This window comes from Embleya sp. NPDC056575, assembly GCF_042793325.1.
Lineage (GTDB): Bacteria > Actinomycetota > Actinomycetes > Streptomycetales > Streptomycetaceae > Embleya.
Genome location: NZ_JBHTVA010000013.1, coordinates 24,885 through 43,923, shown reverse-complemented (window position 1 = coordinate 43,923; position 19,039 = coordinate 24,885). Strand labels below are relative to the sequence as shown.

The following is a 19,039-nucleotide window of genomic DNA, read 5'->3' as shown; positions in this document are numbered from 1 at the left end:
TCGCGATCCATGACGCTCACACATCCGAGGGACTCGGAGAGAGGACCACCGTTGTCGATGGCCAGCGAGGCGAGTTTCGATCTCGTCACGCGGAACTGGATTCCGGTGCGATGGGCGGCGGGGGCCACCCACGAGGGCACCGTTGTGGGTCTGCGCGACGTCCTGTGCCACGCCCACGAGATCGAGGCACTCGAGTTCGGCCCGCCGCCCGCGCTCTCCGCCCTCTACCGCGTCCTGTACGCGCTCGCCGCCCGCGTCACCGGCCTGGACGGCAGCGAGGACGACTGGGACGGACTGCGCGACGAGCGGCTGGACAAGGGCCACCTGGACAAGGACGACGTGGACCGATACTTCGCCGAACACCCAGGCCGGTTCGACCTGTTCGGCGAACGTCCCTTCCTCCAGGACCCCCGGCTGAGCGCGCAGTGCCCCAAGCCCTCCGGCCTGAACAAACTCGTGTTCGGCAGGCCTGCCGGCAACAACCACGTGTGGTTTGGTCATCACCGCGACGCCGATCCGCGTCCGCTGGACGCCGAGGAGGCCGTCGCGCACCTGCTGATGTGGATCTACTACGGGCCCTCCGGCCGCTGCTCCAGCCGCACCGCGGGCGCCACCACGGCCGCGGACGTCTCCGCAGGCCCGCTGCGCGGAGCGTTGTCCTACCACCCCGAGGGCGCGACGCTCTTCCACACCCTCATGGCGGGCCTCATCCCCCCGGCCCGCTTCCTGGACGTCGACGAGGACAAGTGCCCCTGGGAGAAGGACCTCGACAACCCCGAGGAAGCCCCACCGCGTACACCGGGCCCGTGTTCGAGCTGGACCGACGTCGGCCAACACGCCCTCCTCCTCGTGCCTGACGCCACCGGTACCCAGGTCGTCGATGCCTACGCCACCTGGGCCTTCCGCGAGAAGCGCCCCCGCACCGACCCCTACCTGATCTGGCAGATCAGCCAGGCGGGCAACCCGTACGCGCGCCCCGCCGACTCCGCTCGTGCCCTATGGCGCGACGTCGACGCGCTCCTGCTGAAGGATCCGCTCGGGTCGAACCAGGCTCGCCGACCGGCGGTGTTCGACACCGTGTACGAGACCGACGGCACCGAGGCTCTGCGCGTACGCGCGCTCGGGTTCGAGCAGGACGGCAAGACCAAGGACGTGCAGTACGTGTCCGGAACCACCCCGGCGATCCTCGACCTGCTCAAACCGGGCGAGAGCCACCGCGCCCGCGAGATCGGCACGCTCCGCGTAGCCGGCGAGATGTACGGCTTCCGTGTCACTCTCGCGGTCAAACGGGCCTGGGCCACCATCCTCAACGAGAAGATGGGACCCTGCGCGTGGGCCGAGGAGGCCGCGGCCCTGTACTGGCCCGAGGCCGAACGCGAGTTCTGGTCCCGGATGCACGAACGCAAATATGAGGGCGCCTGGCGGTCCTTCCGGGTCCAGGCCGAAGCCGTGTACGACCGGGTCACCGCCCGCGCGCCGCGCACCGCCGCGGCCGCCGCAGCGATCGAACGGGCCCGCAGCACCCTGTACGGCGGCAAACGCGCCGCGTAGGGCCGCGCGGCGACCACCACCCGCGCCATTTCCCGCAGGCCGCGCATACCGGCCTTCGAACGCCACTCGCATGTCCGAAAGGACCTCAACCGTGAACCACGGTGCGCCATGAGCAGCCCTGCCACTCCCACCGCCCCGACGACCGCCCGCGAGGCCGAAGGTGTGCCGTGGGCCCAGAAATTCGTCGACCGCATCCACCGCTCCTGCGAGTTCCCCGGGCAACGCGCCGCACTGCGCAGCGGACTGCGGCGCGAGGTGGACGACAGTCCCCGCATGCACGCGATCGTCGCCACGCTGGTGCCGCAGGTCGACCGCGGCAACGAATCCCGCGAACGCGCCTGGTACGCCGTCGCCGCCATGATCGCCTCACTGCCCCGAGCCGCCCGCCGCGCCCGCGCCGAGGAGTCGGACGACGCGGAGACCACGGAGGACGACGGCGGCACGCGGACCCCGGAGGTCGGCGACACCGCGCCGCCGCCTCGCCGGCGCCGCCGCGACCTCGGCGTCTGCCTGGCCGAGGCGGTCGGCCGAGGGACGATCCGGTCCACCACCGCCGAGACACGCCTGGGCCTCCTGTGTCGCCAGAGCGTGGACGGCCTGCACCGGCATCTGCCCGCCACCGTACGCCAGTTGGCCGTCAACCCCGACGCGATCGACTGGGTGACCCTGCTCCGCGACCTGCGCGCCTGGGAGGACCACCGCGAGGAGATCGCGCGCCGCTGGCTCCAGTCGTACTACCGCGTGCGCTTCACGGCCGAACGCGAAAAGGCCCGCAAGGACGACGACCAGGAGAACCAGGACGCCACCAGAAGCGAGCCGAAGCCCGGCCCCGGCGCGGCCGACGATCGAGACCCCGCCTGACCGCCCGCACCACCCGCCTCACCCACCGACACCCCCGGGGTCCGGTCTCGGCCCCGTTCCCCGTATGCCCGCCACATCACCTCACGGAGCAAGCGATGACCCCCATCCGCGGACGTTTCATCGAAGCGCACGTCATCCAGACCATCCCGTACTCCAACCTCAACCGCGACGACACCAACTCGGTCAAGACCGTCCAGTTCGGCGGCGTCAACCGCACCCGCATCTCCAGCCAGTCCTGGAAGCGCGCCATGCGCCTGCGCCTGCAGCAAACCCTCGGCGAGGAGGCCCTGCGCACCCGCCGCCTGGCCGAGCGCGTCGCCAAGGTGCTCCGGGAGGAGCACGAGTGGCCCGCCCCGCTCGCCGACCGCGCCGGCCTGCACACCGTGCTGGCGTGCGGCGTCGGCGCGGAGAAGCCCAAAGAGCCCAAGGACCCGAACGAGCCGTGGGACACCAACGCCATGGTGTACATCCCCGGCACCGCCGTGAGCGAACTCGCCGCCATCGCCGCCGAGTTCCGTGCCGAGCTCGAAGGCGCCAAGGACGGCAAGAGCATCAAGTCCAAGGACAAGGGTGTCCTGCCCGCCGACCGGATCGACGCCGTGCTGCGCTCGCGCAACGGCGTGATCAACCTCTTCGGGCGCATGCTCGCCGAGATCGACGACGCCAAGGTCGACGGCGCCGCCCAGGTCGCGCACGCGTTCACCACCCACGCCACCGACACCGAGATCGACTACTTCTCCGCCGTCGACGACGTCACCGCCGGCTGGGGCGACGAGACCGGCAGCGCACACATGGGCCACGCCGAGCACACCGCCGGCACCCTGTACCGCTACCACGTCCTGGACCTGGCCGACCTGCTGCGCAACCTCGGCGGTGAAGGCTCCGTCGAGGACGCCCGCCGCATCGGCACCGCCTTCCTGGAGGCGGCCGTGATGTCACTGCCCGCCGCCAAGAAGAACTCCACCGCGGCGCACAGCATCCCCGAACTCGTGCACCTGACCGTGCGCGCCGACCGCCCCGTCTCCTACGCGGGCGCGTTCGAGGAGCCCGTGGTCCGCCCGCGCGGCGGCGGCTACGCCAAGCCGTCCATCGCCGCGCTGGACGAGTACGCCGGGGCGGTCACCCGCCTCCTGGGCAGCGCGACCGCGCGGCACAGCGCGTACGCCTCGTCGATGACCAAGGACCCGACCCACCTGGGCGCACGCGCCGACTCCTACGAGGACCTCGTCCGGGCCGCCGTCGACGCCGCGCTCGCGCCTGCGGGCACCACGGAGGCGGGCGCGTGAGCGTCGGTTTCCTGCTGCACCTGGCCGCGCCGCTGCAATCCTGGGGCGAGCGCTCGCAGTTCCCACACCAGCGCGACACTTCCTCCGAGCCCACCCGTTCGGGCTTGATCGGCATGATCGCCGGCGCACAGGGCCTGACCCGCGACAAGCCGTTCGACGACCTCGCCCGGCTGCGATTCGTCATCCGTGTCGACCGCGCCGGCAGCCGACTGCGCGACCTGCACACCGTGGGCGGCGGCATGCCCCGCCGACTCACCGTGGCCACCGCCGAGGGCAAACGCCGCTCCGGCGAGACCACGACGGTGCTCGGACACCGCTTCTACCTCCAGGACGCCGCCTTCACCGTCGCGGTCACCGCCCCGGACGAGGACCTCGTACGCACGTGCGCCCAGGCGCTGCGCACACCGCACTGGCCGCCGTACCTGGGCCGCCGCTCGTGCCCGCCCAACGCCGCGATGGTCCTGGGCGATGTCGGCCCGGACCCGATCGCCCGCCTTCTGGAGCTGCCCCTCGCCCGCCGTCGTCCCGGACGCGCCGACGACCCGGGCGCCACCGTCGCGGTCGACGTGGTCTCCGACCACGCCCTGCCGGAATTGGGCGGCACCACGACGGTCGCGTCCGAAATCCAGGACGAGCCACGCTCGTTCGACCCGCTCGCCCGCCGCTACGGCGTACGCGCCCTGCACCGCACGACGCTGCGACTGCCCGCCGCCCTCTGCGCGGGGGTGGGCCTCGCCCACCTGTCGGCGGTGATCGCGCACCTGAACCTCGAACCCGCCGACGCCGTCACCGACTCCACCGCGCCGACCGCCTCTTGAGGACCGCGATGACATCCCTGTGGCTGACCCGCATCATCCCCGACCCCCGCAACCGCGACGCCCGCCGCGACACGGGCGACGCCGTCGCGCTGCACCACCGGGTCATGCAACTCTTCCCGGACGACCTGGACACCAACGCCCGCCACGAGGCCGGAGTCCTGTTCCGGGTCGACGACACTCCGCGCGGCAGCGTCGTCCTGGTCCAGAGCGTCCTCGAACCGGACCTCTCCCGCCTCCCCGACGGCTACGGCTCGACGGCCCGCCGCCACCTGACCCCGCTCCTGGAAAAGCTCCGCGCGGGCAACAGCGTGCACTACCGGATCACCGCCAACGCCACCCGCAAACTCGGCACCCACACCACCGCGGGCCGCCCCCGCCAGATCCTGCCGCTGCACGGCGAGGAAGCCGTCGCCTGGTGGCACGAGCGGGCCGCCTCGGCGGGCCTGACCCTGCACACCGTCCACGGCTTCGAACTCGACGACGCCGCGGGACGACGCCGCCCCACCAAGACCCTGATCCGCCACGCCCGCACCCGCTTCGACGGCATCGCCACCGTCACCGACCCCGCCCTGCTCACCGAACGCATGGCCACCGGCTTCGGCCGCGGCAAGTCCTACGGCTGCGGCCTGCTCACCCTGGCGCCCGCCGCATGAGCGCGACCGGCCCGCGGGCCAAGGCCACCGCCCGCCAACGCTGGAACAAGCCGACGGCGATCATGCTCCCCAGGTTCGGCGACTCGCTGTCCTTCCTCTACCTCGACATCATGCGCGTGGTCCAGGACGACACCGGCGTCGACGCCGTCGTCGAAGCCCCCGGCGGCGGCGAACAACGCGTCGCCATCCCCACCGCCGCCCTCAGCTGCCTGCTGCTCGGCCCCGGCACGTCCATCACCGCCCGCGCCCTGGGCACCCTCGCCCGACACGGCACCACCGTGCTGTGCGTGGGCGTCGGCGGCGTGCGCTGCTACGCCGCGATCGCGCCCACCGACACCACCAGCCGCTGGCTCGAACTCCAGGCCCGTGGCTGGGCCGACGACGCCACGCGTCTGGCGGTCGCGAAGCGCATGTACGCACTGCGCTTCGGCACCCCGCCCGCCGACGCCACCACGATCGACGCACTGCGCGGCCACGAGGGCGACCGCATGAAGGCGCTGTACAAGACGCTCGCCCAGGCCCACCACGTCCCGGCGTTCCGCCGCTCGTACGACCCGAACGACTGGGACACCCAAACCCCGGTCAACCGGGCCCTGTCCGCCGGCAACTCGTGCCTGTACGGCATCGCCCACGCGGCGATCAACGCCCTCGGCTGCTCACCCGGCCTCGGCTTCGTGCACACCGGCACCACGATGTCCTTCGTCCGCGACATCGCGGACCTGTACAAGGCCGAACACACCCTGCCGCTCGCGTTCTCCCTGCACACCTCGGACGACCCCGAGGGCGAGGCGCGCCGCTCCTTCCGCGAGAAGCTGCGCCTGGTCAAGCTGCTGCCGCGGATCGTCGCGGACGTACAGAACCTCCTGGACCCCGACGCGGACACCCGCGAACGCCTGGAGGACGCGGAGGACTCGGTCGCCGAGATGGCCAACCTGTGGGACCCCGAGCGCGGATGGGTCGCGGGCGGCGTCAACTACGGCGGGACGGAGGCGTCATGACCTCCCTGGTCGTCCTCACCACCACCGCAGTCCCGGACCACGTCCGAGGCGGGATCAGCCGCTGGATGATCGAGACCGTCCCGGGCACGTACGTCGGCATGCTCAGCGCCCGTGCCCGCGACGAGGTCTGGGACCTGGTCAGCAAGTCGGTGGGCCAGGGCGCGGCCGTGCTCATCCACCTGGCCCAGACCGAACAGGGCTTCGCCATCGCCACGGCGGGCGAACGCCGCCGCGTCCCGGTCGACTTCGACGGCCTGACCCTGATGGCGTTCAACCCGATGGAGAACCGAGGTGAGGTCGAGCCGGGAGAGACCGCCGGAGGATCTTGGCCCGTGCACAGCCGCTGACCCACCCGACACCACACGAGGTTCGGCCGATCTCGCACTGCGTCATTGCCCGCGCACGTGCGTCGGATCGCGTTCATGGGCACGACCGGACCGGTTGTCTCCGGACGCGTGGTCCGGTCTTGCCCCTGGTCAGGGGATCGCGTACCTCCGGCACTCACTGGATGTTCCGGAGGTCGACGGTCCCGCTGCGGGGATGTGACCTCGTATAAGGCTGTGGCTGATAGGTATTTGCCCTCTTGTTGCGGTTCCGTCCACAACGTAGCGTCCGCCTGGTCTGTGCACGTTGGGGCGACCCATTGGGGGAATGCGTTGAAGGAAACCGCAGACGTCCTGAAGGATCTGGCGCAGCCGTGGCATCTGCAGATCCAGTCATCGTCGCCTCTGGTGGCAAGGGTCGAGAAGGCTTCGGCGAGGATCGACCGGGCGCGTGCCAAGAAGGATCTCGAACAACTCCAACGCAAGCGGGAGCTTCTGCCCGTGCGTGAGGTCGCGACTCTGGTCACGGTGACGCCTTGGGACGTTCTGCACAACCTGGCCCGGGGCACAGTCCTGGCACGTCAGGGAGCGGGCAGGGGTGTCGGCGAGCACTGGGGCTGCCTCAAGTACTGTCAGGCGCTGGGGAATGACGGCGGCTTCTTGACCCTGTCCGAAGAGGGACAGGACCCCAAACGCCATTACCGGGCGGTGCAATCGGGCGAACTGAGCGTGGGGTTCACGCTCGCGGTCGTCAAGCGGGTGCTCGCCGAACGCTATCCGGGTCACGCGATATCCGTCGTCGACGCCGACGTGGCGCTCCAGGCAGGTTGGGCCTTGACCGCCGCCCAGGCCCGGCAGAAGGCGAAGGATGTACAAGGAATCTGGACGCGGCACCGTCCGCACTTCTTCGTTGAACTCTGGAAGGCCGGGGAGCCGTCCAGGGTGGTCCTGATTGCCTGCAAGGGCAATCACAGTCGCCGCAGCACGGTGTCCAATCAGTTGTCGACTGCCTCCTCTCACCTGGAATCGGTGCAGATAGGCCCTTGGAACGCCGTCTCGGGTTTGGTGACCAGCGTCGAACTACTGAGCAAGGCGGGCCTGGTCCTCCACATCCTCGAAGCCCCCGGGGACGGCACGCTGTACGGAACACGCCCGATCACGAACCTGCGGTCGGGCCCCGAGCAGCAGAACCTTCCAACCGGGACACGAGTGTCCAGAGGGCCGGGCGACCCGCCCGCGTCCCTGTCCGGCTACCAGGTGAAGCCCGACGAGTACGACTGGTTCCGCGACGTCCTGGCCCGCACCGACGCCGCGGCGCTGATGGCGTTCGCCGGCGTCGGTGCATCGACCGCGCAGTACCTCACCGAGCGCCAGGGAAAGGCCCGGTTCGAGCGCTTCACCCACGCGGGAACGGGCGTGATCCGAGACATCGACCACACCATCCACGGCATCAAGTTCCTCGGAACGGACCACGTCTTCCGCCTGAACGGGTGCCGAGTGGAGGCCTTCTCCGGATTCGCGGAAGACCTGTTCGAACATCTGGCCGCCCGAAGAATCCGGGAATACCGCGAAGCTCTCCCCATATGGAACACGAAGCTCCCCAAGGATCCCGAAGCTTCCGAGTGGGACGGCCCGATCTCCATCCACCCGGATGGCTCGATCCTGGCGATCCGCCAACTCAGCGAAGCACGGCGACGCTGAGGGCCCGCCTACGGCACAGCCGGGCGATCCTGGTTCGGTAACGTCGTCGGCGACACGGTTCCCAGGTCAAGCGCATCCATCGGCAGAGACTGAGAGCAGGATGAATCATGCGATAAAGCACTTTCGCGAACGACCATTGATCTACGAAATACATTCAGGCAAGAACCTTGCCGCAATGTCCCCATTTAGATCACGAATCGGCAAAGCCCTCAAGAACCTGCAGGTCAGCGAGGGAAGTCCCCACGCGGGTGGGGGTGAGCCGGGTGACCGCAAGCACCCGCCGGCGGCCGTCGCGAAGTCCCCACGCGGGTGGGGGTGAGCCGGGCCAACGAGCACGCGAATCCACACCTAATCGGAAGTCCCCACGCGGGTGGGGGTGAGCCGGTGCTCGTTCAGGTTGAGCATGTACAACAGCGGAAGTCCCCACGCGGGTGGGGGTGAGCCGCGGTCCGCGTCGATGGGCGTGTACGGCTTCCACGAAGTCCCCACGCGGGTGGGGGTGAGCCGCCGGCCGAGTCGCTGCCGGGGTCCACGTCGACGAAGTCCCCACGCGGGTGGGGGTGAGCCGGAGATCATCGACGCGTGCGGGCTCAAAACCGAGAAGTCCCCACGCGGGTGGGGGTGAGCCGCCACACGGGTACCGAGGCATTCAAGGTCACCCGAAGTCCCCACGCGGGTGGGGGTGAGCCGTCGAGGGCGAGGTCGGCGAACAGGTCCTCGGGGAAGTCCCCACGCGGGTGGGGGTGAGCCGCGCCCACGCGCCGACTGCGGCCAACCTCGGCGGAAGTCCCCACGCGGGTGGGGGTGAGCCCGTCACGGGGATCCTGACCATGCCGCCGGGAGAGAAGTCCCCACGCGGGTGGGGGTGAGCCGTGCAGGCGCTGGTACTTCAGTTCGGTCGAGTGGAAGTCCCCACGCGGGTGGGGGTGAGCCGCGGCGGCCGGGTACCTCGGGTTCGGCCTGCTCGAAGTCCCCACGCGGGTGGGGGTGAGCCGGCCCCTCGATCGCGCGCGAAACGAGGGTCACCGAAGTCCCCACGCGGGTGGGGGTGAGCCTTCATTTTCCGGGCGGGCGAATTTCCGGCGTCGGAAGTCCCCACGCGGGTGGGGGTGAGCCGTCCGGACTTCCGCTGTGCTCCACAGCGTTGGTGAAGTCCCCACGCGGGTGGGGGTGAGCCGCCCGGCACTGGTGGCCGCGCAGCTGTGGCAGGGAAGTCCCCACGCGGGTGGGGGTGAGCCGTCCTTGAGCTTGCGGGCGGCGGCCATGGTCGCGAAGTCCCCACGCGGGTGGGGGTGAGCCGCTGGCCGTACGTGCGCAAGGCCCGAATCGCGGCCTTGGGGCAGTCGAGCTGGCCGCCGACGAGCCTGCTGCGGTAATCGGCGTCGACGCCTTGGCACTTATCGCGCGCGACGACGGCCCGCCCCCACTACAGGGACGCGTCCTGCGTACTCGACCGACACATGGGACGGTGAGTCTCGGAGTCTGCTCCTCCCCACGTTCGATGCGGTTCGAATCAGCATTCCCCGGTCACAGTCAATAAATGGCTTCCGGACTTGGAAGTCGCTCATTCATCGACGCCATGCCGCGACGAGGTCGGCGGCTGTCCAGTGGAGGCCAATCGGTTCGGTCGAGACGTCGGGGGCGATTCCGGACAGGGAGACCACGGCGAGGGTGGTGGAGCCGAGGGTGAAGCCGGGGACCTGGGGTGCGGCGGTGGCGAGGTTGGTCATGTCGTGGCGGTCGAACGGGCTCGACAGCCATTTGATGGAGCCGATCAGGCGCACGTGGCGGGCCACGGGCACGCGGTCCGCGCCCACGAGGTCGACCTCGGGGTCGAAGCGGCGGTTCCACCAGCCGCCGACCGCCTCGATGTCGTCCCACGGCAACCGGCCGTCGCCGGCGGCGAGTTCGATCGCCTCGCGCACGAGCGGCTCGACGGCGCGACCGCGCCACGTGGCCCAGCGGCGCTCGACGAGACGGTACGCGGCCTCGGGGCGGCCTCGTCGTACCTGTTCCTGTGCCGTGCGCAGGACGGCCAGGTACAGGCGCAGGTTGCTGTCCTGGACCCGGTACAGCGCGGGTTTGCCCGGCTGGGTGGAGACCGGCTCGTCCATCGCGAGGACGCGCTTCTCCTCGACCAGTCGGCGAAGCACTGGGGACAGCGAGCCGGAGGGAATGGCGCCGCTCCTGCCGCCGGCGGTCGCGGCGATGTTCGCGTGCGTACGGTCGCCGCCGCCGATGGCCTCGAGTACGCGTCGTGTCTGGTCAGGGGCGGGGAACTCGGCAAGCAGCGACGATTCCGGGATGCCGAAGACGGGCGAGGCGGGATCCGCGCACTCGGCCTCCAGGAAGGGGAGCGTCGGGGTGCCGTGGGGCCAGGCGCGCAGGATGCCGGGCAGCCCGCCGGAGACCAAGTGCGCGTCGACGGCGTCGGCCGCGTCGAGCCCGAGCGCGTCCGCGGTCTCGGCCGGGTTGAGCGGGCCGAGGACGAGGTTGTCCGCGCGGCCGTAGAACGGCCGGTCGTACGCGGTCAGTCGCTCCATCATGTGCAGGTCGCTGCCCAGGAGCAACAGCAGGACCGGGCGCTTGGACAACAGCCGGTCCCACGCGGTCTGCAGGGCTCCGTCGAACAGGGTGTCCTGCTCCGCGAGCCAGGGCAGTTCGTCGATGACCACGACGGTGGGTCGGTCCGGCAGGACGGCGGCCAGGGCCCGGAAGGCGTCGGGCCAGTTGCCGGCTCCGCCGGTGGGGACCAACTCCCCGGCGCCGGGCAGGGACGACTCCGCGAGTTCGGTCAGGAAGTCCGCCACCGCCTCGACCGGCGAGGCGCCCTTGGTCGCGGTGAAGAACACGTACGGCACGCCGGCCGTGTCGCAGAACTCCTGCACCAGGCGGGATTTTCCGACCTGTCGTCGACCGCGCAGCGCGAGGGCGCTCCCGGTGCCGGTGGCGGTGACCCGCTCGAGGCGTTTGGTCAGCAGGGCCAGCTCGAGGCGTCGACCGACGAATGACATGTGGCTCCTGGTTAACCCATGAGGGATTTATGTAGAGGATTGCTACGTAGATTGAAGCTACGTAGATACATGCTACCTAGTTTGCTCCAGGAGGCTAACGCGGCGGCTCCCTACGTGGGGCGTGCGCGGCCGGGCCACGGGAGATCGCGCCGCGTGGAGCCGGGTCGCTGGGCACGCCCGCGCCGCGCCCAGCTCCGGGAGGGCCGCCGCCGGAATCGCATCCCGCGACCGACCCATCGCCCAGGAGCACGACCGCCGAGACCGTCACCGCCCACATCGGCCGCACGCGATCCTCCCCGTGTCCGTGTCGACGGCCTTCGGGATCCCTGTGTTCGATCCCGGCCGACGAACGTGTAGCGGGCTTCGTCCCCGCGCCCACGACGACACGCGCGTCGGCACACCGGGAGACGTCGGATCCCGTCGCCGCCCGCCCACATCACGGGAGGTACCGACGGCGGCGGCGCTGTGACCGAGAACGCCGTTTTCCCGATAGGCAGCGGCACCGTCCGCCGCGCGTCCGGGGGCGATGCGGAGCGGGTGCGATCGGCGAATGAATCTCCGGGTCGATGTAACCGCGGCTCGAACAGGCGTGAGGGTCCCGGAACTCGAGGCGGCGACAACCCGGACCCACGGATACGATGGCCCGCCTCTGCGAGATTGCCGCCCGATGGCGGGGACTGCAAAATCGATGGGAGCGTTCGAGCCCTCGCGCGTCGTCTCAACCCTGTTCTCCGGTCCTGGGAAGACGCGTCCACATCGACGAATTTCGATGCGGGGACCGCACTGCTGCAATCGACCAGGTCGACCTCCTGTGATCGTCTGCGCCAGCACGGGGCGTGGGTATCTCTCCAGTACGCGGGAGGAGGGCCATCCGCCCTCACCCTGCGGCCGGGGACTTCCGGTGCCGGTCGGTGATCACTTTGGTCGGATTCAGGATGTTCTGCTGCCGCGTGATCGCAGCGGAGACGTTCGGTGTGAGGTTCTCGTTTGTACTGATGGTGCGTTGGATATCGCCCGTGCCTCCGTCCTCGCGTAGGTTCGGTGGGCCTCCGCCAGGACTCGGAGCATGCCCACTGAACCCAGGAGGGAGAGTCACGTTGCGAGCCTTGACGATGAGCTGGCACCTCGTTGTCACGCTTCTCGGAGACGGCCTTGGGTCAATACGAGCTTTAGCTGCCCGTGTAGCGCAGGCACTTACGTGACTGGACGTAGGCACGCATCAGCGTCGGCACAGGCACGGCGGCTCTGCCAGCAGCGAATCAGGCAAAGATCTTGCCGCAATGGCCTGGTTTACATCACGGATCGGCAAAGCCTCCAAGAACCCGCAGGCCAGCAAGGGAAGTCCCCACGCGAGTGGGGGTGAGCCGGCATCTGCCTCGGGATCGGGCAGATGATCGCGGAAGTCCCCACGCGAGTGGGGGTGAGCCAGGCGCGTTCGACGGCCGGACCAGCGGAGGTCAGAAGTCCCCACGCAAGTGGGGGTGAGCCGCTCACGCCCACCGACGTCCGCCACTGGCAGACGAAGTCCCCACGCGAGTGGGGGTGAGCCGAGCATTGCTACCGGCATAACTTGCTCGGCCGTGAAGTCCCCACGCGAGTGGGGGTGAGCCGTCCGGGTGCTCAAACTCGGGATCGATCAGGGGGAAGTCCCCACGCGAGTGGGGGTGAGCCGACAGCCACGCCGGTTGGGGTCGAGGCCCCTGCCGAAGTCCCCACGCGCGTGGGGGTGAGCCGCCGTTGCTGTTCCTGTGGTGCGACGAACTCGCGAAGTCCCCACGCGAGTGGGGGTGAGCCGCAGATGGCGGGGTTCTTGGTATCGCCGCGCGTGAAGTCCCCACGCGAGTGGGGGTGAGCCGTCGTCGACGGCACGCGCATCGTGCTCGGGTTCGAAGTCCCCACGCGAGTGGGGGTGAGCCGGTGCACCCGTGGACGTGACCACCGCGCTGGTGGAAGTCCCCACGCGAGTGGGGGTGAGCCGGCCAGATCCCCTTCGCCGTAGGGCATCTCGAAGAAGTCCCCACGCGAGTGGGGGTGAGCCGAGTTCGGTTCAGTTCAACATGCGGGTGCCGGCGAAGTCCCCACGCGAGTGGGGGTGAGCCGCAGACCAGTTCGTGCGTGAGCAGGTCGGGACCGAAGTCCCCACGCGAGTGGGGGTGAGCCGTCGCCGCCGCACTGGGCCACGGCAAGCGTTCCGAAGTCCCCACGCGAGTGGGGGTGAGCCGCGGTCGACGGACTTGGTGTAGCAGTAGAAGCGGAAGTCCCCACGCGAGTGGGGGTGAGCCGTGGCCCCCTCGGACGCACGTACGCCCGGTCCTGAAGTCCCCACGCGAGTGGGGGTGAACCGGTGATCGCGGTCAGGCAGGGCAGTCGGGCAGCGAAGTCCCCATGCGAGTGGGGACGTTCTCATGTCGGACGACGCCGGGGCCCGCCGCAGCGCGACGACTCCGGAGCGCGCCATGACCCCGATCCGTCGTTCGCCCGGATCGCCCGTGGGTTCGCCACGTGCGAGCACGGGTGAGAGGTGATCGTGGTTCGACGCGCCATCCCCCGAAGTCCGCCGGTGAGAAATCGACCCGAGGGCACGAATTTCTCGCGGATCCCAAACACCCAAGTGCTAGCTTCGGCGGGACGAGGACCCGGTCCGGGTCAACTGTCGTACTATCACCGGGAGTTCGTCATCAGCATCACCGTCGACCCGCTGCGTCTGTCCAAGCCCCAGGACTCCAGCACCTACCTGGCGATCCGGACCGTCCAGGGCGGTCGCGTCGTGTACAGCACCCGGGTGCCACTGCTCGACCTGCCGACGATCCTGCCCGTGCCCGACCCGGCCAACGTGGACCCCGACAACCGCAAGGTCGACCGCCTGCACGCGAAGCACTTCGGCGAGTACCTCGACAGCAAGCAGGACTGGATCGCCCCGGCCCTGCTGGCCCGCGACAGTGGCGGATGTCTGTTCGAGAAGGTCGACGAGCAGGGCGCCGTCGGGTATCTCACCGTCCCGTGGGCACTGGGCGGGATCTCCCCGCTGCGTACCATCGACGGTCAACACCGAGTGCTCGGCGTCTCGATCGAGAAGTTGCGCATCACGGATGCCATCGCCGGGCTCGATCGGGAGCTCTCGCGTCGGGTCAGTCCCGAGAAGGCGCTCAAGATCGAGGCGGACCGGACGAGGCTCGTCGGTCGGATGGAGCGTCTCAAGGCCGAGTACGTCGGTCTCGACATCTACGTCGAGCCCGACCCGATCAAGGCCCAACAGATGTTCGTGGACGTCGCCGACAACGCCAAGGGCATCAGCAGCGCCGTCCGTGCCCGGTTCGACAGGTACAAGGTCGCCAACCGCACGCTGTCCGACGTCATCGACCACCCGCTGCTCAAGGGACGTGTGGACCCCGAGCAGGATCGCATGACGCTCAAGAATCCCAACCTCATGGGCGCCAAGCACGTCGCGGACATCACCCGCGCGATCATCGCCGGACCCAGCGGCCAGATCAGCAAGAAGGCCGAGAAGACCCTCACCGATGGCGAAGTCATCGAAAAGGTGAAGGACTTCCTCGACGTCATCTCCACCGCGTTCGAGGATCTCGCGACCCTTACCGAGGACGACCCCGACACCGAGTCCAGGGTCGGCGAGCTGACCATGTCCCAACAGTTGCGGCGTACCTCGCTGCTGGGTTCGGTGGGCATGCTCCGCGTCCTGGGCGGCGTCTTCCGGGACCTGCGTTCGGGGGAGAACCCGGCGTCGCTCGACGACATCACCGCGTTCTTCAAGCGTCTGGACCCGCACATGGACGCGCCGATCGCCGACGGCGGCATCTGGCGCACCAGTGCCACCGGCGTCGACTTCGAGCCGAACGCGTCCGCGCCGATCATGAGGACACAGAACATCATCCACCTGGTGGGCGTCATGAGCGGCTGGTACGCCAGGCCCCCGGCCGCGTTGTGACCACCGCGCCGGAGGGCGGGCGGCGTGGTCCGCCGAGGCGCCGGTGACCTGCGGCCGTCTCCGCTTCGAGCCCCGGGAGGCACCGGCGGAGCCGGGATGCCTCCCGGGGCGCCCCTTCGGCGGCGGACGCCTTCGCGTCGGCGGCGGAAGTGAGTACGCCCCCACCGTCAACGACGCCCTTGTTCCCGGCCGCACGGTGTCCGGGACCGATCGTCCGTCCGGTCCCGGCCGACGGCGGAATCACCATTACTTCGCGGGCGAACGAAACCGCCCCTTTTCCTGTGAGTTGGTCGCGTGGACGAATTATTGAGGCAGATAAGTGATCTCCAGCCGTTCTGGGATTCCGGGACGACCGACGAGATGCAACGGCGCGGCGCCTTGCTGTCCGGGAAATTCGAGCCGCGCGTCAGGGAATGGGGCGACGAACTCGCGAAGACGATCGGGATTCCCCTCGACGACCTCGGAGTGAAGGCGAGCAATGGCATCACCAAGAACGCGCGAATACCCTGGCTCCGGGTCTTCTCGGAGAAGGCGTCGCCGAGTGCCACGAAGGGATGGTACGTGGTGTACCTGTTCGACGCCTTGGGGCACCGTGTACATCTCTCGCTCAATCAGGGAACGACCAGCTGGGACGGTCCCTCCCTACGGCGACGAAGCCACGCGGAGCTGAGGGCGCGGGTCGCCTGGGCCCGTCCCCTGGTCGCGGCCGCCGCAACGGCCCGGCCGGACCTCGTCGACGCCATCGATCTCCAGGCCGGTCACGGCAAGCTGGCCAGCGGCTACGAACGGGGGAACGTCCTGGCCGTGTCGTACGAGCGCGACCACGTCCCGTCGCCCGACGTCCTGGCTCGCGACCTCTTCTTCATGGTCGGCTTGTTGGGCCTCGTCTATAGGGCCGAGAAAACGGTTCCGTTCATTCCCGGCGACGTCGGCCCGGAAATCCTGGAAGCCGAGACGGAGGCGGCGAAGACGACCGAAAGAAAAACCGGGAAGGCGGCCGGGCAGGGATTCGGCACCACGCTGACCTCCGAGGAAAGGAAAGCGCTCGAGGGGCACGCCGTAGCCATGGCCACGCGGTACTTCGAGAATCTCGGATGGGATGTCGAGGACGTCGGATTGAAGAAACCCTTCGATCTCCTGATGACCCGCGGCGAGGAAATACTGCGGGCGGAGGTCAAGGGAACGACGTCGCACCCGGGCCAGGTTGTCCTGACGCGACGCGAAGTCGAGAAACAACGCGAATTCGCCCCCGCGAACGCACTGGTGATCGTGCACTCGATCGAATTGGTCCGCAGCGCCGATCGGCCGGTCACCCGGGGCGGGGACCTCGTCTGCGTCTCCCCGTGGGAAATAGCGGAAGAAGACCTGACCGTCGTGTCGTACATATACAAGACGGGTCTCTGACCGAGCGAGCGGGTCGATCGCACGCGGCGGGCGCGCGCCCGCCGTCGATCACCCCCGGAGCTCTCGTGCCTTCTGGGAGAAGTCATTCGAGTTCGAATCAATCCGCCTCTCCGGCTCATGCGGATACTTTCAGGTCCGGTAACATGCATTACCGGACCTGAATCGTCAGGGCGGTCGATCGGAGGACGCAACATGCGCGTGGAGGTCGATCCTGGGAGATGGCCCGGGGAGCCACGCGGTCGTCCCAGCTCGGGTGGCGCCCGAGTCGCGTCCTGGAGATCCCCGGTCGCGCGCGCCGCCGGGCAGATCCCGTGTCGACGGGCCGTCGCGTTCTTCGGGATTGGTCGCGATCTCCCGGTGGATACGTGCCGCAGGCCGGGGGTGGGTCGGTGACCAGGGCCGAACTTGCCCCTCGTGGTACGGGGTTGGTAGAGGCGGAGGTCGTTCCCGCCTACGGTGCGGCCGACTTCGAGTTGCCCGAGGAGACGGTTCGGCGGGTACTGCGTGGGCGGTCCGGGGAGACGGTCCGTGCCTACACGCGGGATTGGGAGGCGTTCGAACTTTGGTGCGCGACGGCCCGGGATCGTTCCGGGCGGCCCGCGCCGCGGGTCGCGTTGCCCACCACGTGGGCGACCCTGGCCGCGTACGTCACGCACCTGGTCATCGCCGACTACGCGCCCTCCACGATTCGGCGGGCGATGTACGCGGTGTGTGCGCGGCATCGGGCGGACGGGGTGCCGATCCCGGACACCACGACCGCGCGCAAGGTGATCGACGACCACCAACGCGAGCGCGCCGACCGGGGGTTGGCCAAGCGCAAGGCCCCGCCCCTGCGCGTCGAGGCGTTGCGGGCTGCGGTCGCCACCTGCGACACCGACACTCTGGCGGGCCTGCGCGATCGGGTGATCCTGGTCCTGGGTTTCGCCCTGATGGGTCGCCGCAGCGAGATCGTCGCCCTCGACTTGGACGACGTGAGCGTGGAGGAACGCGGCCTGCTGGTACGCATTCTCAGCTCCAAGACGGACCGCAAGGCCGAGGGCGTCGTGGTCGCCATCCCCCGCGGACGCCATCTCGACGTCGACCCGGTACGCGCGGTGTCCGCCTGGTGCACGGCGCTCGCCGAACGCGGCGTCACCACCGGGCGGCTGGTGCGATCGATCGGGAAGGGCGCGAGCCCGAGCATCGGCGCGTCGCTCAGTGATCACCACGCCAACAGGATCGTCCGCAAACGCGCCGTCCTGGCCGCCGTGCCCTCCGCACACCTGGTCACCACCCACTCGCTGCGCTCCGGAGGCGCCACCGCCGCGGCCGACGGCGGCGCCTCGGTCCACGACATCGCGGTCCACGGGCGCTGGAGTCCGAACTCGCCGGTCGTCCACGAATACGTGCGCCGCGCAAGGCAGTTCCACGAGAACGTACTCGATGGCGTGCTGTGACCCGCGTACCCGAAGGGCGTGGTGCGGCGGTCGCTTCCGGGACGTGTTCCCTCGTGCGTCGGGGTGGTACTCCCGCATCTCGCGAGCGTCGGGGCGTCGTGTGCGTCGCGTGTGTCCGGTGCTGCCGGTCGTGCCCTGCCCGCGACCTGTTCTACCAGTGTCCGAGCATGCCGGGTGAGTCGATGTCGACGGTGATGATGCCGGGGGGATAGGCGTCCTCGTGCGGGGTGAGCAGGATGGACATGCCGGTGAATTCGGCGCGGGGGAGGGCGCAGTAGAGGGCGTGGCAGGTGTCCGGGCCGCCGAGGCCGTCACGGATCATGGTGCCGACGCCGATCGCCGCGACCGTGTCGAGGGGGTCGACGTTCACGCTGGTGAGGGCCAGGACCCTGCGGGAGACGTCTGGTTCCTCGGCTTCGGCCTGGGTCAGGCACAGGGCGGGGATCACGAGGTGGTCCCCGGGAGTGCGGGCCATGTTGCCGGCGAGGAGGTTGAGCGTCTTGTGGCCGGCGGCGAGGGCTTTGACCGCGCCGGTGTCCAGGATGATCACGTGAGGGGTTTCCGGGCCTTCTCTGCGGCGATCCGGTGGATGTTGGCCAGGATGTCGGGGGCCTGGTCGAATTCCTCGTCGGTAATCGGGACACCGATGACCGAGCGCACCGTTTCCCGGTCGGCGGCCAGACGCTCGGCGCGTTGCGCGGCGGTGGGCTGCTCGGCCGCGAGCACCTCGACCAGTTGTCCGATGCTCAGCCCGCGCTCCTTGGCCAACTCCGCGAGATGATCGCGAGTCTCCCGCGGGACCTGAATCGTCGTCGACGTCATAGCATCACTATAGACCTACTACAGAGCTTGCGTTCGAGATCGTTCCTTGCGACTGTCGGCGGGAAATTTGGCTGCGAACGCCACCCGGCTTCGGTTGCCGGCCCCGCGTGGGTTCGGCGAGCCCCTGTTCGAGACGATGCGCGGATCAACGATCGGCCGCGAGTGCCGTCGTTCGACCGGGGTGTCGTCTTGGTCGAGGACCAGGACGCGTTGGCCCGCGCCGGGGCGG

At 69.5% G+C, this 19,039-nt stretch carries 14 protein-coding genes and 2 CRISPR repeat arrays; of the genes, 11 read left to right on the top strand and 3 right to left on the bottom strand.

The features are described 5' to 3' along the window. The first annotated feature begins 57 nt into the window (after window positions 1–57). The 8 genes from casA to ACFRCG_RS12580 all read left to right on the top strand — a co-directional run bounded on the left by casA (window position 58) and on the right by ACFRCG_RS12580 (window position 8,191). The gene (gene casA, locus ACFRCG_RS12615; protein WP_380030938.1) at window positions 58–1,551 is read left to right on the top strand and encodes a type I-E CRISPR-associated protein Cse1/CasA; all 1,494 of its coding nucleotides are present in this window, start codon (window positions 58–60) and stop codon (window positions 1,549–1,551) included. Between the two features lie 108 nt (window positions 1,552–1,659). Next, entirely contained in the window at window positions 1,660–2,412 is a 753-nt protein-coding gene (gene casB, locus ACFRCG_RS12610; protein ID WP_380030823.1) for a type I-E CRISPR-associated protein Cse2/CasB, read from the top strand. A gap of 95 nt (window positions 2,413–2,507) precedes the next feature. Next, window positions 2,508–3,698, top strand: coding sequence for a type I-E CRISPR-associated protein Cas7/Cse4/CasC (gene cas7e / locus ACFRCG_RS12605; protein ID WP_380030822.1), 1,191 nt, complete (start codon window positions 2,508–2,510; stop codon window positions 3,696–3,698). Continuing rightward, a complete protein-coding gene (gene cas5e, locus ACFRCG_RS12600; RefSeq protein WP_380030820.1) occupies window positions 3,695–4,516 on the top strand; it encodes a type I-E CRISPR-associated protein Cas5/CasD in 822 nt (273 codons plus the stop codon). The genes cas7e and cas5e overlap by 4 nt, the downstream gene beginning before the upstream one ends. 8 nt (window positions 4,517–4,524) lie before the next feature. Beyond that, on the top strand, window positions 4,525–5,169 hold the full coding sequence (cas6e, locus tag ACFRCG_RS12595; RefSeq protein ID WP_380030819.1) for a type I-E CRISPR-associated protein Cas6/Cse3/CasE: 645 nt from the start codon (window positions 4,525–4,527) through the stop codon (window positions 5,167–5,169). Then, window positions 5,166–6,167 carry a type I-E CRISPR-associated endonuclease Cas1e gene (gene cas1e, locus ACFRCG_RS12590; protein ID WP_380030818.1) on the top strand — a complete coding sequence of 334 codons (1,002 nt, stop codon included), beginning with the start codon at window positions 5,166–5,168 and terminating at the stop codon, window positions 6,165–6,167. The genes cas6e and cas1e overlap by 4 nt, the downstream gene beginning before the upstream one ends. Continuing rightward, window positions 6,164–6,514 (top strand): type I-E CRISPR-associated endoribonuclease Cas2e, encoded by a 351-nt coding sequence (gene cas2e / locus ACFRCG_RS12585; protein WP_380030817.1) that lies wholly within the window; start codon window positions 6,164–6,166, stop codon window positions 6,512–6,514. The genes cas1e and cas2e overlap by 4 nt, the downstream gene beginning before the upstream one ends. 309 nt (window positions 6,515–6,823) lie before the next feature. Next, on the top strand, window positions 6,824–8,191 hold the full coding sequence (locus tag ACFRCG_RS12580; RefSeq protein WP_380030815.1) for a hypothetical protein: 1,368 nt from the start codon (window positions 6,824–6,826) through the stop codon (window positions 8,189–8,191). 233 nt (window positions 8,192–8,424) lie between these two features. Continuing rightward, a CRISPR array of direct repeats spans window positions 8,425–9,491; the repeat unit is 29 nt; unit sequence GAAGTCCCCACGCGGGTGGGGGTGAGCCG. A 268-nt stretch (window positions 9,492–9,759) separates the two neighbouring features. On the opposite strand, the gene ACFRCG_RS12575 is transcribed toward ACFRCG_RS12580, so the two are convergent. Then, window positions 9,760–11,205: an ATP-binding protein gene (locus ACFRCG_RS12575; protein WP_380030814.1), complete on the bottom strand. Its 1,446-nt coding sequence runs from the start codon at window positions 11,203–11,205 to the stop codon at window positions 9,760–9,762. Window positions 11,206–12,543: 1,338 nt separating this feature from the next. After that, window positions 12,544–13,610: direct repeats of the CRISPR family, unit length 29 nt; unit sequence GAAGTCCCCACGCGAGTGGGGGTGAGCCG. A gap of 206 nt (window positions 13,611–13,816) precedes the next feature. Between ACFRCG_RS12575 and ACFRCG_RS12570 the strand changes: the two genes are divergently transcribed. From ACFRCG_RS12570 to ACFRCG_RS12560, 3 genes are all read left to right on the top strand, one after another. After that, entirely contained in the window at window positions 13,817–15,148 is a 1,332-nt protein-coding gene (locus ACFRCG_RS12570) for a DNA sulfur modification protein DndB (RefSeq protein ID WP_380030812.1), read from the top strand. A 294-nt stretch (window positions 15,149–15,442) separates the two neighbouring features. Beyond that, the gene (locus ACFRCG_RS12565; RefSeq protein ID WP_380030811.1) at window positions 15,443–16,552 is read left to right on the top strand and encodes an MrcB family domain-containing protein; all 1,110 of its coding nucleotides are present in this window, start codon (window positions 15,443–15,445) and stop codon (window positions 16,550–16,552) included. Between the two features lie 389 nt (window positions 16,553–16,941). Then, the gene (locus ACFRCG_RS12560; protein ID WP_380030810.1) at window positions 16,942–17,988 is read left to right on the top strand and encodes a hypothetical protein; all 1,047 of its coding nucleotides are present in this window, start codon (window positions 16,942–16,944) and stop codon (window positions 17,986–17,988) included. Between the two features lie 151 nt (window positions 17,989–18,139). Here ACFRCG_RS12560 and ACFRCG_RS12555 read toward each other — a convergent pair whose 3' ends face one another. Both ACFRCG_RS12555 and ACFRCG_RS12550 read right to left on the bottom strand, forming a co-directional pair. After that, window positions 18,140–18,538 (bottom strand): hypothetical protein, encoded by a 399-nt coding sequence (locus tag ACFRCG_RS12555; RefSeq protein WP_380030809.1) that lies wholly within the window; start codon window positions 18,536–18,538, stop codon window positions 18,140–18,142. Continuing rightward, complete coding sequence (locus ACFRCG_RS12550; protein ID WP_380030808.1) at window positions 18,535–18,810, bottom strand: hypothetical protein; 276 nt, start codon at window positions 18,808–18,810, stop codon at window positions 18,535–18,537. Before ACFRCG_RS12550 ends, ACFRCG_RS12555 begins: the two co-directional genes overlap by 4 nt. Window positions 18,811–19,039: the final 229 nt, after the last annotated feature.

Bases quoted from the DNA above. Each gene is read 5' to 3' on its own strand.
- ACFRCG_RS12550 (WP_380030808.1), bottom strand. From the start codon at position 18,810: ATGACGTCGACGACGATTCAGGTCCCGCGGGAGACTCGCGATCATCTC.
- cas6e (WP_380030819.1), top strand. From the start codon at position 4,525: ATGACATCCCTGTGGCTGACCCGCATCATCCCCGACCCCCGCAACCGC.
- casA (WP_380030938.1), top strand. From the start codon at position 58: ATGGCCAGCGAGGCGAGTTTCGATCTCGTCACGCGGAACTGGATTCCG.
- cas1e (WP_380030818.1), top strand. From the start codon at position 5,166: ATGAGCGCGACCGGCCCGCGGGCCAAGGCCACCGCCCGCCAACGCTGG.
- cas2e (WP_380030817.1), top strand. From the start codon at position 6,164: ATGACCTCCCTGGTCGTCCTCACCACCACCGCAGTCCCGGACCACGTC.
- ACFRCG_RS12575 (WP_380030814.1), bottom strand. From the start codon at position 11,205: ATGTCATTCGTCGGTCGACGCCTCGAGCTGGCCCTGCTGACCAAACGC.
- cas7e (WP_380030822.1), top strand. From the start codon at position 2,508: ATGACCCCCATCCGCGGACGTTTCATCGAAGCGCACGTCATCCAGACC.
- casB (WP_380030823.1), top strand. From the start codon at position 1,660: ATGAGCAGCCCTGCCACTCCCACCGCCCCGACGACCGCCCGCGAGGCC.